The sequence below is a fragment of the Reichenbachiella versicolor genome, from assembly GCF_003171675.1.
Taxonomy (GTDB): Bacteria; Bacteroidota; Bacteroidia; order Cytophagales; family Cyclobacteriaceae; genus Reichenbachiella; species Reichenbachiella versicolor.
On the sequence record NZ_QFZQ01000007.1, the window covers coordinates 1 to 14,036 of the forward strand.

The 14,036-nt window shown below is 35.7% G+C and carries 12 protein-coding genes and 1 tRNA gene; 7 read left to right on the plus strand and 6 right to left on the minus strand.

The window, feature by feature from the left end:
• Nucleotides 1-156: 156 nt before the first annotated feature.
• Nucleotides 157-232, minus strand: a tRNA-His gene (locus DKG80_RS14390).
• A 71-nt stretch (nt 233-303) separates the two neighbouring features.
• Nucleotides 304-1,644 carry a dihydroorotase gene (locus tag DKG80_RS14395; RefSeq protein WP_109832066.1) on the minus strand — a complete coding sequence of 447 codons (1,341 nt, stop codon included), beginning with the start codon at nt 1,642-1,644 and terminating at the stop codon, nt 304-306.
• Nucleotides 1,645-1,707: 63 nt separating this feature from the next.
• On the opposite strand from DKG80_RS14395, the gene DKG80_RS14400 reads away from it, so the two are divergent.
• From DKG80_RS14400 to DKG80_RS14415, 4 genes are all read left to right on the plus strand, one after another.
• Complete coding sequence (locus tag DKG80_RS14400; RefSeq protein ID WP_109832067.1) at nt 1,708-2,973, plus strand: DEAD/DEAH box helicase; 1,266 nt, start codon at nt 1,708-1,710, stop codon at nt 2,971-2,973.
• A gap of 360 nt (nt 2,974-3,333) precedes the next feature.
• Nucleotides 3,334-6,222, plus strand: a complete 2,889-nt coding sequence (gene gcvP / locus DKG80_RS14405; protein ID WP_109832068.1) for an aminomethyl-transferring glycine dehydrogenase — start codon at nt 3,334-3,336, stop codon at nt 6,220-6,222.
• A 101-nt stretch (nt 6,223-6,323) separates the two neighbouring features.
• The gene (locus tag DKG80_RS14410) at nt 6,324-7,367 is read left to right on the plus strand and encodes a hypothetical protein (RefSeq protein WP_109832069.1); all 1,044 of its coding nucleotides are present in this window, start codon (nt 6,324-6,326) and stop codon (nt 7,365-7,367) included.
• 92 nt (nt 7,368-7,459) lie between these two features.
• Entirely contained in the window at nt 7,460-8,275 is an 816-nt protein-coding gene (locus DKG80_RS14415; RefSeq protein ID WP_109832070.1) for a hypothetical protein, read from the plus strand.
• Between the two features lie 140 nt (nt 8,276-8,415).
• On the opposite strand, the gene hpf is transcribed toward DKG80_RS14415, so the two are convergent.
• The 3 genes from hpf to rpsU form a co-directional block, all read right to left on the minus strand.
• A complete protein-coding gene (gene hpf / locus DKG80_RS14420; RefSeq protein ID WP_109832071.1) occupies nt 8,416-8,718 on the minus strand; it encodes a ribosome hibernation-promoting factor, HPF/YfiA family in 303 nt (100 codons plus the stop codon).
• A gap of 28 nt (nt 8,719-8,746) precedes the next feature.
• Nucleotides 8,747-9,622, minus strand: a complete 876-nt coding sequence (locus tag DKG80_RS14425) for a tyrosine-type recombinase/integrase (protein WP_185140171.1) — start codon at nt 9,620-9,622, stop codon at nt 8,747-8,749.
• A gap of 67 nt (nt 9,623-9,689) precedes the next feature.
• Entirely contained in the window at nt 9,690-9,884 is a 195-nt protein-coding gene (rpsU, locus tag DKG80_RS14430; RefSeq protein WP_109832073.1) for a 30S ribosomal protein S21, read from the minus strand.
• A gap of 218 nt (nt 9,885-10,102) precedes the next feature.
• Between rpsU and DKG80_RS14435 the strand changes: the two genes are divergently transcribed.
• The 3 genes from DKG80_RS14435 to DKG80_RS14445 all read left to right on the plus strand — a co-directional run bounded on the left by DKG80_RS14435 (nt 10,103) and on the right by DKG80_RS14445 (nt 13,566).
• On the plus strand, nt 10,103-11,416 hold the full coding sequence (locus tag DKG80_RS14435) for a UDP-glucose dehydrogenase family protein (protein WP_109832074.1): 1,314 nt from the start codon (nt 10,103-10,105) through the stop codon (nt 11,414-11,416).
• Nucleotides 11,416-12,453, plus strand: coding sequence for a dTDP-glucose 4,6-dehydratase (gene rfbB / locus DKG80_RS14440; RefSeq protein WP_109832075.1), 1,038 nt, complete (start codon nt 11,416-11,418; stop codon nt 12,451-12,453). The genes DKG80_RS14435 and rfbB overlap by 1 nt, the downstream gene beginning before the upstream one ends.
• 63 nt (nt 12,454-12,516) lie before the next feature.
• Entirely contained in the window at nt 12,517-13,566 is a 1,050-nt protein-coding gene (locus tag DKG80_RS14445) for a nucleoid-associated protein (RefSeq protein ID WP_162555902.1), read from the plus strand.
• Nucleotides 13,567-13,568: 2 nt separating this feature from the next.
• Here the strand turns inward: DKG80_RS14445 and DKG80_RS14450 are convergent, their stop codons facing one another.
• Nucleotides 13,569-13,967, minus strand: coding sequence for a response regulator (locus tag DKG80_RS14450; protein WP_109832077.1), 399 nt, complete (start codon nt 13,965-13,967; stop codon nt 13,569-13,571).
• Nucleotides 13,968-14,036 lie beyond the last annotated feature (69 nt).

Consider the following 14,036-nt stretch of genomic DNA (forward strand, 5'->3'; position numbering starts at 1 on the left):
ACGCTAAGCACCCACAGTTGTTGCCGTAGAGCACGTAGAAAAAATTTTTCTCTAATAGAAAACAGCTTAGATCATCAGTTATTTAGGTAATCTATGCATTGGTATGAAGAGACTTTCAGAAAAAAAAGCAGTACTTGAAAAAAAGTACTGCTTTAAGGGTGAAAGACCGGTCTCGAACCGGCGACCTCCGGAACCACAATCCGGCGCTCTAACCAACTGAGCTACAATCACCATTTTAAACCCGTCCGAAAACGGGAGTGCAAATGTAGAAATTGAATCATTTTTTCAAAACGATTCCTGAAATTATTTTCTATCAAAAAGCAATCTTGATCCTAATTGTGATTCATCAAAAGCACCTTGATCATAGGCTAAATGGCCAGACACCCAAGTTTTATCAATAGAGTTTTTAAACTGATACCCTTCAAAAGGACTCCAGCCGCATTTAGAAAGCACATTAGCCTTTTCTACTATCCATGATTTTTTAGGATCTACCAAAACAAGATCTGCATAATACCCTTCTCTAATGAAGCCCCTTTTCTCTATTTCAAATAGAATGGCAGGTTTATGACACATCTTTTCGACAATCTTAGGAAGTGAAATCTTACCGTTTTCATAATGTTCCAACATAGCAGGTAAGGCGTGCTGCACCAAAGGACCTCCAGATGGCGCATTTAGATATTTGTTATTTTTTTCATCCAAGGTATGAGGTGCATGATCCGTTGCTATCACATCAATTTTATCATCCAACATTGCTTGAAAAATCACATCTCTATCATAAGCGGTCTTAACAGCTGGATTCCACTTAATAAAAGCTCCTTTTGTTTGATAATCCTCCTCACTAAACCACATATGATGAATACAAGCTTCTGAAGTAATCTTCTTCTGCTCTAGAGGAATAGAATTATCAAACAATTCTGTTTCCTTAGCTGTTGAAATGTGTAATACATGGAAGCGAGTTCCATTTTTCTTAGCTAGCTCCACCGCACGAGAAGAGGATATATAGCATGCATCTTCACTCCTTATCAGAGGGTGAGCATTAAAAGGAATATCTTCTCCATATTTCTCTTTATAAAGAGCAGTATTATTTCGAATGGTCTCTTCATCCTCACAATGAGCGGCAATCAACATATCTACTTTAGAAAATAGCTCTGAAAGTGTTTTCTCATTATCCACTAACATATTCCCAGTAGAAGACCCCATAAAAACCTTTACACCACACACATCTCTATGATTGGTTTTGAGAACCTCTTCTATATTATCATTACTAGCCCCCATAAAGAAGGAATAATTTCCTAATGAAGACTTAGCCGCAATATCATACTTATCTTGAAGCAACTCTTGTGTGAGAGCATTAGGTACTGTGTTTGGCATTTCCATAAAAGAAGTGATACCACCAGCTACTGCCGCTCTACTCTCAGTATAAATATTAGCCTTGTGTGTCAGTCCAGGCTCCCTAAAATGAACCTGATCATCTATCACTCCTGGCAATAAATACTTACCATCAGCATCTACAACAGTAGCCGTATCGTGTGATAGGTTCATTCCAATTTTCTCGATTTTATCATCCTTTATCAGGATGTCTTGTGCCCAAAGAGTTCCTTCATTAACTACTTGAGCATTTTTGATCAGTGTATACTTCGCCATTGACTCAGACTATTTTTGATAAATTGCAGCAAAATTAGCTCGATCCCCATCAATCTCAATGACATGGTGCAAAAGATAGAAAATTTCGAAGACCTCAAGCTCAATAAGCAGATACTAAATGCGATCCATGAAGCTGGATACCAAGAACCAACTCTAATTCAACAGAAAGCCATCCCTCTTTCTCTATCAGGCCATGATATAATGGGAATAGCCCAAACCGGAACTGGTAAAACAGCGGCATTTGTTTTACCTCTTTTAATGAAACTTAAATATGCTCAAGGAAATGACCCAAGAGCATTAATACTTACCCCTACTAGAGAGCTAGCGATACAGGTTCAAAAGAATATAGAAAAATACTGTACTTATCTTGATCTAAGACATACGGTGATATTCGGAGGCTCAGGTGCAAAAGCGCAAATAGAATCTTTCAATGATGGAATGGATATTATAGTAGCAACTCCAGGAAGGTTCATGGATCTTTATCGCAACAGAACTTTTATCACCAAACAGATTAAAACCTTAGTTATAGATGAAGCTGACAAAATGATGGATATGGGATTCATGCCTCAAATCCGGCAAATTCTTGAAATTATTCCAGTAAAAAGGCAAAACCTGCTCTTCTCTGCAACTATGCCTGAATCAGTAATGAAATTATCTGAAGAGTTTCTAGAATTCCCGGAAGTAGTAGAAGTGACTCCACAAGCTTCCACTGTTGATGCAATAGAGCAAAAACTGTTTAAAGTCCCGAACTTCAAAACCAAAATCAACTTACTTGGACATTTGCTTAACAAAGAAGAATTTACCAAAGTCATTGTCTTCGTAAAAACAAAAGGTAATGCTGACAATATCTTCAAGTTCATTGAAAGAAAAATCACCAAATCTGTTAAGGTGATCCACGGGAATAAAGGACAAAATACGCGTATTAACTCTATTGATTCGTTCAAAGACGGTGACACTCAAATTTTAGTATCGACTGACGTAACAGCTCGAGGATTAGACGTAAGTATGGTGTCTCATGTAATTAACTTCGATGTACCATTGATTTACGAAGATTACGTACACAGGATAGGGAGAACTGGACGAGCAAAAAATGATGGAGTTGCTATCACATTTTGTAACATGGCCGAAGAATACTACATCAAAAAGATCCAAAAACTCATCAATAAAGAAATAGATCTATTCAAAATACCAGAGGGAATTGAAATAGAAAAGACCCCTTTTATAGAAAATCAAGAGATGTTAAGAGAAATCGATCATCAAAAACGAAAAGAAAATCCTGATTTCAAAGGTGCTTTCCATGATAAGAAGAAGAAAAAAAAGAAGCGCTAATAACACTCGTCTAGAATATCAATCAATTGATCGAAAAAAAGGGTCGCTTCATCCAATAAAGATTTCTGAGAGCAGTAAAGAAGCTATACTTGTACTTAGAAAGATGGATATAACAATCTTTCTTTCCATAGCTGGTTGAAAAGATCTTGTGGGGAATAGGTACAACGGTACCTAATCCCACAAGCATCGAACTCCTAAATCGACCCCTCACACCTTTCAAACAAATAATTTTCTTCTCATAAGATACATTTCCTGACAATAAAACAGGTTTTTTCTATCTACCTATTTGATAGTTAACGACTAAATTTGCGGCTTTTATAGAATTTAGACAACCCCAGATTAACCCCCAAGGATTTTTACATGACGGCAAATCTTAACGAGCGAACAAAGTTTTCGCATAGACATAATGGACCTTCCTCAGAAAAAATAAAAGAGATGCTTTCTCTTATAGGGTCTGAGAGCCTAGATGCATTGATGAATGAAACTATTCCTGAAAGCATCAGAAGGTATGGAGAATTAAATCTTCCAGAAGCTTTAGATGAGTTTAGTTATCTCCAGTCAATGAGAGAAATCGCTGATAAAAATAAAGTTTTCAAATCTTTCATTGGTCAAGGCTATTATGGGTGCGTAACTCCTACAGTGATCCAAAGAAACATACTTGAAAACCCAGGTTGGTACACGGCCTACACCCCTTATCAAGCCGAAATTGCTCAAGGTAGACTAGAAATGTTAATCAACTTCCAAACTATGGTCTCTGACCTTACTGGGATGGACTTGACTAACGCATCTCTACTAGACGAAGGCACTGCTGCTGCAGAAGCTATGACCATGCTTTTTGCAGTTCGTAAAAAAGACAAAAAGCAAGCAAATAAATTCTTCGTTGATCAAAATGTTTTTGCTCAAACCATTGACATACTCAAAACTAGGGCTACGCCTATTGGAATTGAACTTGTCATTGGAGATATCAAAGAGTTTGACACTAGCAATTCGGAATACTATGGGATCTTTCTCCAATATCCGAATAGTAATGGAACCGTAGGAGAAATTTCTACTATCATCTCATCGGCCAAAGAGCAAAACATTTCTGTAGCTGTAGCATCCGACTTGATGAGCTTAGTACTATTAACACCTCCTGGCGAAATGGGTGCTGACGTAGTGGTCGGCACTACTCAACGTTTTGGTGTGCCTATGGGATTCGGAGGTCCGCATGCTGGATACTTCGCCACAAAAGAAGATTATAAAAGACAAATCCCTGGTCGAATTATTGGAGTATCCATTGACAAGCATGGAAAGAAAGCTTATCGCATGGCACTTCAAACTCGTGAACAACACATTCGCCGTGAAAAAGCTACTTCCAACATTTGTACGGCTCAAGTTCTGTTGGCTGTTACTGCCGGAGCATATGCAGTCTATCATGGACCCGCAGGACTTAAACGAATTGCCACAAGAATCCATGGGTTAGCTCAATTAGCCGACAAATACCTTAATGCTCTTGAATTCACACAGAACAACAAGACATACTTTGACACACTTGACATTAGTCTAGCTGAAGATAAAAAACAGAAACTTAAGAAGCATGCCGAAAATCTAGCGCTTAATTTCAATTATTTCCATGAAGGAAAGGTTTTGGTATCGTTTGACGAGACACACACTGTAAATGAACTGATACAAGTATTAGAAGCTTTTCAGGCTATTTCGAACTGTACCTTCAATAGTAAAATTGTAGTACAGGACGCAAATCATGTAGAAGTATCAATTGGTCAAGAACATAGAAGAACTTCGGACTTTTTATCTCATATCAACTTTAGAAAATATCAATCTGAACATGAGATGCTGAGGTATTTGAAACACCTCGAAAACAAAGATTTATCATTAGCTCATTCCATGATTTCATTAGGATCATGTACCATGAAACTTAATTCTACGACCGAGATGATCCCGATCACTTGGCCTGAATTTGCTATGATACACCCATTTGCTCCTGCTGATCAGACTCAAGGATATCATCAGATAATTAATGAATTAATCACTTGGCTATCTGAAATTACAGATTTTGATTCAGTTTCACTTCAACCAAACTCTGGAGCTCAAGGAGAATATGCTGGACTACTTGTCATCAAGGCATACCATGCAAGTCTTGGAGAAGAGCAAAGAAACATTACTCTCATCCCATCGTCCGCTCATGGTACAAACCCAGCCAGCGCTGTGATGGCTGGAAATAAAGTAGTAATCGTTAAATGTGACGAAAATGGAAATATTGACCTAGAGGATCTTAAGTCTAAGGCAGAACTACACAGAAATGATCTTTCATCGTTGATGGTAACTTACCCTTCTACACACGGTGTATTCGAAGAAAGTATCACTGAAATTTGTAGAATTATTCACAAGTTCGGAGGTCAGGTCTATATGGATGGAGCCAATATGAATGCACAAGTTGGTCTTACCAGTCCCGGAATTATAGGAGCGGATGTTTGCCACTTAAACCTTCATAAGACTTTTGCTATACCTCACGGAGGTGGAGGACCAGGTATTGGCCCAATTGGCGTTGCAGAACATTTAACCCCTTTCTTACCTGGAAATGCAGTAATTAATCCAGCTGGAGAAAAAGCATCAGGAGGAATTTCTGCTGCACCATATGGCAGTGCTGGTGTATTAGCTATTTCTCACGGATATATAGCAATGATGGGAAGAAAAGGACTTGAAAAAGCCACAATGTTAGCAATTCTAAATGCCAACTATATTAAGGATAGGTTAAAAGATGAATTTGATATCCTTTATACTGGAAACAATGATCGGTGTGCACACGAAATGATTCTTGATTGTCGCAAGTTCAAAACAGCTGGTGTTGAAGTAGAAGATATTGCTAAACGTTTGATGGATTATGGATTTCACGCCCCTACAGTTTCATTCCCCGTAGCAGGGACATTAATGATAGAACCTACTGAAAGTGAGTCTAAAGAAGAAATTGATAGATTCTGTTCAGCCATGCTTTCTATCCGAGAGGAAATCAAGGAAATAGAAAATGGAGGTGATTCAGAAAATAATGTCTTGAAAAATGCTCCTCACACGGCGGAGTTAGTCACTTCCGATAGCTGGGATTACCCTTATTCAAGAGAAAAAGCAGCTTTTCCTTTTGAATATAGTAAATCAAATAAATTCTGGCCATCAGTTAGTAGAATAGACAATGCTTATGGAGATAGAAATCTATTCTGTAGTTGCATTACCATGGAAGAAATGGTAGAAGACTAATTAGATTCTTTTCAGAATCACACATAATACTGATCTAGATCAATGTCAAGAAGAGTCGTTGATTAAGATCAGTATTATCTTTGCTTAACGCAATTCTTCAAATGGCATTAATAAGCAAAAAGAAAGTACCATATTCCGTAAGCCCAGTCTTAAGAAAGTACCTAAGCAAGTATCAAAGAATTACGAGAGTCAATATTGAGTACGAAGATCTTCTAAGGTACGAAAATGCTTTCCCTTTATATGATAAGGATGGAGAAGATACTCTTTGGGAAACTGTGATATTCTCACAGTCTGACATGAAAAGTATCCATCACAATCTCAAAAAAATATACGCTGTAATCAAAGCTGATGGTGATACAAGTGTAATGGAACACCTAGTTATTGACAGAGTAGATATTTGTCAATACGGAAACACAAAACCATTTAGAGTAAGAATAGTCAACGAAATCAATGACAATTTCGACTATTTCTATATCAAGCATGCCGATGCCTCTAGAGTATATGGACTGGAATTGGAAGATTTATTGTCCCCAAATAGAATCAGCTTTGTAGTTCATAATAACACTTTAATTGAAGAACATATCATCGGAATCCCAGGTGACCAATTCATTAAACAAAACCTTGCCGACCCTTCAATCAACCAGACTAGACTCGCGAAAGAGTTTATAAAATTCAATGAACGCTGTTTCGTAAGGCTATTAGGAGATATGCATTCAAGTAACTTTGTTGTTAATATGATTCCTGATTTCGAAGAAGTTTCGTATCGACTTAGGGCAATTGACTTTGATCAACAATCATATGAAGGCAGAAAAAACGTATATCTTCCTCAATACTTTAAACAAAATAATCCATTAATAGATATTGGATTAAAAAACATGACTCCAAAAACTGCCAGACAGTATCAAAAAGAAGAAAGATCAATGATTGCCAATAGATTGAGGATTTCTAGACATAGAATCATGGATTTATTACGAGCTATGACTCATGATAAAATTGCTCCTGAAAATTACGTAAAGTCACTTCGCCAAGAACTAGCGGACTATTACGAAGAACCCAAATTTATGAACTGCAGCAATATGGGGGAAATACTTAAAGTGAGCCTTTGGATGCTTATTAAAAAACCAAACTTATATTATTTACATTAAGTAGAATCTTGATTTGGCAGCATATTTGTAGAATTAGGATTTAGTTTTAAGCGAAATCTCAATAGATTTAAAATCTAAAATCATATAGTTCTATGAAGATCAAATACATTCTAGCATTAACTATTTTATCTACTCTTTTGACCTCATTTGACCTTGTAGCTAAACAAGGAGTCAAAATATCGTCGACAACCAGAGATCTTAAATCCAACAGTTCTTCAACCACTAGTATTTACATCTCTAATACTCATGTAGCTATTGAAAACTCAGGAAGTAAAAACTCTACTATCCTATACAACTCTCTTAAAGAAGAGTTCACTTACATTGACAATACTAAAAAAGAGTATTATTTATTTGACAAGGCCACTTTAGTACAATTGAAAGAACAGGTAAAAATGTTTGCGATGATGATGAAGCAATTTGCTAGTCAGATGCCAGAAGACCAACGCAAAAAGCTAGACAAAATTATGAATCCTAGCTCAACAAGCATCTCTTATAGCAAATCACCTAACCTTGAAAAAGTGAATACATGGACTACAAGTAGATATGAAGGTAAAAATTCAAATGAAAAAGTCATTTCACTTTATATCGCCAACTATCAAAGCATTGGAGTAGCAGAATCTAATTTCAACGCGATGAAAAAAATGCTTGAGTTTGCTAAACAAAACCTTCAAGAAATTGGAAGTCTTTTACCTGCTGGTGGGGAGTTATCAGCTTTCACAGTAGATTCCAACTCTCCTATCATGAAAGAAGGAATACCTGTAAAAACATTAGCTTATGAAAATGGGGCTTCTAAAAATGAGAACTTAGTAAATAAAATTGATCTCACAGATATACCTGATAATAAATTTGTGATACCTACTGGATACTCTCGAAAAACAATCGACATACAAAACCAACTAGGCAAGTAAAAAGGGGCTGTCTCAAAAGCTCAAGAAATAAAAAATTAACTGTATTGTTCTAATAAGTAACAATTATTTCGAGTTGCTAAGACTGGTTGAATTGCATCAAAAACAAAAGAGGCTGCCTTTTGAGACAGCCTCTTTTATTATTAATGATGTGCCAATTGCTTTTCTTTTTTCTTCTTCAACTGTCGTCTTAGAGACTCAATAGCTTCATCAGCCCCGGCCTCAAAAGATTTAGCTTGCTCCTTAGCGAATAACTGAGCACCAGGAATATTCAATTTAATCTCAATCACTTTGTTATCACGTGATTCATCTTTCTCTACACGCATAATAACTTCACCGTCGACTATCCTATCGTAGAAAGTATCCAGTTTATCTGCTTTTTTCTGAATGAAGTCGACCAACTTTTGATCTGCGTCAAAATGAATGGAATGCATCTGAAGTTTCATAAGATTAATATTTAAAATTTAACAAAGTTTAAGCTTTGGGGTGAGCCAAATCGAAAGCCGACTTGAGCTTTTCCAAAGAATTATGAGTGTAGACTTGCGTAGCTGCCAAAGAAGAATGACCAAGCAAATCTTTAACTGCATTTAAGTCAGCCCCATTGTCTAACATATGTGTAGCAAAAGAGTGTCTCAATACATGAGGACTCTTTTTATGAACTGTAGTAGAGCTAAGGTTCTTTTTTACTATTCTATTAATCATAACAGGATAAGACTTCTTACCTGAATTTGTAACTAAAAGGAAAGTACATTGTTTTTGAACTGTATCATCCCTTAGCATCTTATACGTTTTGATTAATTCTAAGTTAGACTTAGAAAGAGGTAATATTCTCTCTTTGTTTCTTTTTCCAAGAACCTTAATTGTGTGATTATAGACATCAATATCTTTATCTTGAATTCCAATCAATTCAGACAAACGTATACCTAAACCATATAATAATTCAAGAATTAACTCTACCCTCTTATCTTCGAAAGTATTATCAAACTCAGAACGATCCAACAAATCATCCATTTCCCTTGCCTGAACAAAATGAGGAATTGACTTGTCCACTTTTAATGGCCTGAGAGATTTAACTGGATTAACTACAATAACCTCTCTGCTTAATAAGAAATTAAAAAAGGATCTGAGACTTGCTAACTTTCTATTGATAGATCTAGAATTGATCTTAGCCTCAACTAAACTAAGCACCCAAGCTCTAACATGAATGGGTTGGGAGTGCTCAATATCTACAATTGAGCACGAATCATTTAGAAATGACTCATACTGTAAAAGATCAGTCTCATAAGAATTTAATGTATGATCACTGTATCTTTTTTCAGATGATAAGTATTTAATAAATTTTTTGACCATTAGTATTACCTTAAAGTCAAGGCAATACTAACTTATCAAAAACAAGACTAAAAAACTACTGATTCTATTAGTAGTTTTCTTTAGCATACATCTTTTGCTTGTATGCCGCTTTAATTAATTCTGCTCTTCTCTTTACAGACTTTTTCTCGTGAAAATTTCTAGCTCTCAAAGTTTTTAAAACACCTGTTTTTTCAAACTTCTTCTTAAATCTTTTTAAAGCCTTATCTATTGACTCGTTTTCTTTTACGTTGATTATTAACATCTGTCCAATTTTTAAAAGGGCTGCAAAGATAAAAGTTAACTTTAAAACACACAACACTTTAAAGATTTTATCAATTAAACCAACAACTATCGAGACAATAAGTCAATAGTGATACAAATTATACCTTCTAATTAGTTGAGATTTTACTTTGCTTACTCTGATGTATTTGATAGGTTACTTATAGATTTGCCAACGTTAACCATAAAGCGTCAGATAATATGAAAAAAATCGCAGTAGTAGGAACGGGCTATGTTGGGCTCGTGACAGGTACTTGTTTCGCAGAGACAGGTAATAAAGTAACTTGTATAGATGTAGATGAAAAAAAAGTAGAAAAGCTAAAAAACAAAGTGATGCCGATCTACGAACCAGGACTAGATGTGGTGTTCGAAAGAAACATTAAACAAGGTAGACTACACTTCACCACTAGTCTTTCAGAAGGAATAAAAGACGCTGAAATTATATTTTTAGCCCTACCAACACCTCCTGGTGAAGACGGGTCTGCCGACCTTAGTTATGTGCTTGGTGTAGCAAAAGACTTAGGACCAATCTTGGATAAGTATACTGTTATTGTTGATAAAAGTACTGTACCTGTAGGAACAGCAGAAAAAGTAACTTCAGCTATTGCAGAGAATGCAACAGTAGAATTTGATGTTGTTTCTAATCCTGAGTTTTTAAGAGAAGGAGTAGCTCTAGATGATTTCATGAAGCCAGATAGAGTTGTTATAGGCACGTCTTCCAAGAAAGCTACAAAAATCATGGAAGAGCTTTATGAGCCTCTTGTTCGTCAAGGCAATCCGATTATCACTATGGATGAAAAATCTGCTGAGCTAACCAAATATGCTGCAAACTCTTTCCTTGCAACAAAAATCACCTTCATGAATGAAATCGCCAATATGTGCGAACTCGTAGGTGCAGATGTTGACATGGTTAGAAAAGGTGTTGGCACTGACTCTAGAATCGGTAAAAGATTCTTATTTGCAGGTATAGGATACGGAGGAAGTTGCTTTCCCAAAGACGTTCAAGCTTTAGCTAAGTCTGCTTCTGAGGTAGATTATGATTTTGCAATCCTAAAAGCAGTAATGGACAAAAACAACGTACAAAAACGTAAGTTAGTTGACAGATTAAAGGAACATTATGGAGAAAATCTATCAGGTAAAACACTTGCAGTCTGGGGATTAGCTTTTAAACCATATACTGATGACATTAGAGAAGCTCCTGCATTAGTTAATATCAAAGAGCTTCTTGATTTAGGAGTTACTGTCAAAACTTATGATCCAGAAGCTATGGAAAATGTAAAGGGCATTATAGGAGACAAAATCACTTATTGTGATGATGAATACGAATCACTTGATGGAGCCGATGCACTTCTAATCATGACCGAATGGCCAGTTTTCAGAACTCCCGACTTTGACAAAATTAAGTCTTCATTAAAAGATCCAGTAATTTTTGATGGAAGGAATCTGTATAATACAGATACTATGGCTGAACTAGGCTTTACATACTATAGTATTGGTAGAGCAACTGTAAAGTAATGAATTATAGTAAGAAAATTTTGATAACCGGTGGAGCAGGCTTCATCGGTTCTCATGTGGTTAGACATTTTGTCAATACCTATCCAGAATATAAAATCTACAATTTAGATTTTTTGACATATGCTGGAAACAAGGAAAACCTTACTGATATTCAATTAAAAGATAACTACAGCTTTGTTAAAGGTGATATCGTTGACCATGTTTTCATTAACAGTCTATTCCAAAAAGAACAGTTTGATGGAGTAATTCACTTAGCTGCAGAGTCTCATGTTGATAGATCCATATCAGATCCAATGGCATTCGTGAAAACCAACATTATTGGAACTGTAAATCTTTTAAATGCTGCTAAAGAGGTTTGGAAAGAAAATCTCAATGATAAATTATTCTATCATATATCTACTGATGAAGTTTACGGGTCCTTAGATGAAGGAGGTTTTTTCTTAGAAACTACTTCTTACGACCCACAATCACCATACTCAGCATCTAAAGCTAGTTCCGATCACTTTGTAAGAGCTTATCAAAACACTTACAAACTTCCAATCATTGTTTCTAACTGCTCAAACAACTATGGTCCCAACCAATTTCCCGAAAAGCTAATTCCTGTTTGCATCGATAAAATACAAAATATGGAAGAAATTCCTGTTTACGGAAAAGGAGAGAATATTAGAGATTGGCTATACGTACATGACCATGTCACTGCTATTGATAGTATTTTTCACAATGGAAAATTGGGAGACACTTACAATATTGGTGGGTTCAACGAATGGAAAAATATTGATCTAGTAAAGTTATTATGTCAAATAATGGACAAGAAGCTAGATAGAGATACTGGAACTTCTGAGAAACTTATAACTTTTGTTACGGATAGGGCAGGTCACGACTTAAGATATGCCATTGATGCTAATAAGCTTTCATCAGAACTTAACTGGAAGCCATCTGTTACTTTTGAAATCGGCCTAGAAAAAACAGTGGACTGGTATTTAGATAATAAAGTTTGGATAGACAATATTAAATCTGGCAGCTATCTCGAAGCTTAATATAGCATCTCAAACTTCATGAATTAATTAAAATGCAGCTGTGAGAAACCTAACAGCTGCATTTTGTCCATAACCCCATTTATTCTTCAATCAATGGTTGTATCAAACGAAGTAATAACCAAATATCTAATTGTTCATCGAATAGTAGATGGTAAACTGGTTCCTTCTAGAGAGGGTGCAGTTGTCAGCTCACCCGAAATCAACACTTGGTTGACAAAGTTCTTATTCAAACCATTTAATGCGGATGAAAAATTTGCTTTTCAAATAGAGGAAGCTTTACCAGAATTAATGGATCAATGTTCCAGTATCTTTAATGATCAAAATAATCTATTAGAAAAGTCTATCGAGATCGTAGAGCTCTATTTATCTACAGCTCATTCAAATAAATCAAAGGACGGAGAGTTCATTGTAGCATTTTTCGAAGATTGTATAATAGGTGATGAAGTAACTGACGTTATTGGACTCTTCAGAATTGAACGAAAGGAAACATTTCTTAAACTTGAGCCTACATATGATGCCTTTACACTTCACAAAGATGAAGGGATAAGCCCAACTAAAATTGGTCAAGGCGCAATGATCTTCAATACAGATCAAGAATCTGGGTATCAAATCTTACAAATTGATAAAATTGGACCTAAAAATGAGGAATTTTTCTGGACAGAAAGTTTTTTAGGCGCGTCCAAAGTAGTAGATAGTTACTACCATACTCAGCACCTTATTAATAATATTCAAGAATTTGCTCAGACAAATTTTGATGAAGATCAAAGCACAGAAAAAATCACTTTTGTTAACGATTCTATTGAATTCATGAAAGAAAGTGAAGTATTTGATCAGCAAGCGTATTCAGAGCAAGTACTTCAAGCACCTGAACTAATAGAGCAATTTGAAAGTTTCCAAGGAGAAAAAACTCAAGAAAACCCATTCCTCGAATCTGAGCAATTTGAAATTTCTAAGCCTGCTATTAAAAGTACAAAAAGGTATATCCGATCAGTGATCAAACTAGACAAAAACTTCCATGTATATGTCCATGGAAACAGAGAAAACATCTTGAGAGGGTATGATGAAGAAAAGAAAAAACACTTCTACACCCTCTACTATGAAGAGGAGACTTGAAATTAACTAGTAGCAGCAGCTAGGAAAATTTCTTCTAACTTATCATTGGTTATTGGCTTACTAACAAATTCTTTAACATCACCATGTTGTGTAGCTCTATCTATATCTGACTGAATCACTGATGAAGTTACCATATATAAATTAATACCTTCCTTCATATCATCAGGTAGTTCCTTAAACTCTTCCAAAAAGCCCCAACCATCCTTGACAGGCATGTTTACATCTAGTAATACTAGATCAGGCATATTCTTTACATCCGATTCATTATTAAAAAAATCGATAGCCTCTTGCCCATTATAGAACTTCAAGATGTCGCACTCCAAGCCTTTCATCTCCAATTGTTTCCTAATTATCAACTGAAAAACCTCATCATCATCTATTACTGCAATCTTTCTACTCATCTTTTATTCTTAAGGTATAGTCTTTATTCTATTTATATATTGGAAAGAATCTAGTTATGTTCATAAATC

Excerpts from the sequence above, each read along its gene's own strand:
- DKG80_RS14395 (WP_109832066.1), bottom strand. The coding sequence starts at position 1,644 with ATGGCGAAGTATACACTGATCAAAAATGCTCAAGTAGTTAATGAAGGA.
- DKG80_RS14400 (WP_109832067.1), top strand. The coding sequence starts at position 1,708 with ATGGTGCAAAAGATAGAAAATTTCGAAGACCTCAAGCTCAATAAGCAG.
- gcvP (WP_109832068.1), top strand. The coding sequence starts at position 3,334 with ATGACGGCAAATCTTAACGAGCGAACAAAGTTTTCGCATAGACATAAT.
- DKG80_RS14410 (WP_109832069.1), top strand. The coding sequence starts at position 6,324 with ATGGCATTAATAAGCAAAAAGAAAGTACCATATTCCGTAAGCCCAGTC.
- DKG80_RS14415 (WP_109832070.1), top strand. The coding sequence starts at position 7,460 with ATGAAGATCAAATACATTCTAGCATTAACTATTTTATCTACTCTTTTG.
- hpf (WP_109832071.1), bottom strand. The coding sequence starts at position 8,718 with ATGAAACTTCAGATGCATTCCATTCATTTTGACGCAGATCAAAAGTTG.
- DKG80_RS14425 (WP_185140171.1), bottom strand. The coding sequence starts at position 9,622 with ATGGTCAAAAAATTTATTAAATACTTATCATCTGAAAAAAGATACAGT.
- rpsU (WP_109832073.1), bottom strand. The coding sequence starts at position 9,884 with ATGTTAATAATCAACGTAAAAGAAAACGAGTCAATAGATAAGGCTTTA.
- DKG80_RS14435 (WP_109832074.1), top strand. The coding sequence starts at position 10,103 with ATGAAAAAAATCGCAGTAGTAGGAACGGGCTATGTTGGGCTCGTGACA.
- rfbB (WP_109832075.1), top strand. The coding sequence starts at position 11,416 with ATGAATTATAGTAAGAAAATTTTGATAACCGGTGGAGCAGGCTTCATC.
- DKG80_RS14450 (WP_109832077.1), bottom strand. The coding sequence starts at position 13,967 with ATGAGTAGAAAGATTGCAGTAATAGATGATGATGAGGTTTTTCAGTTG.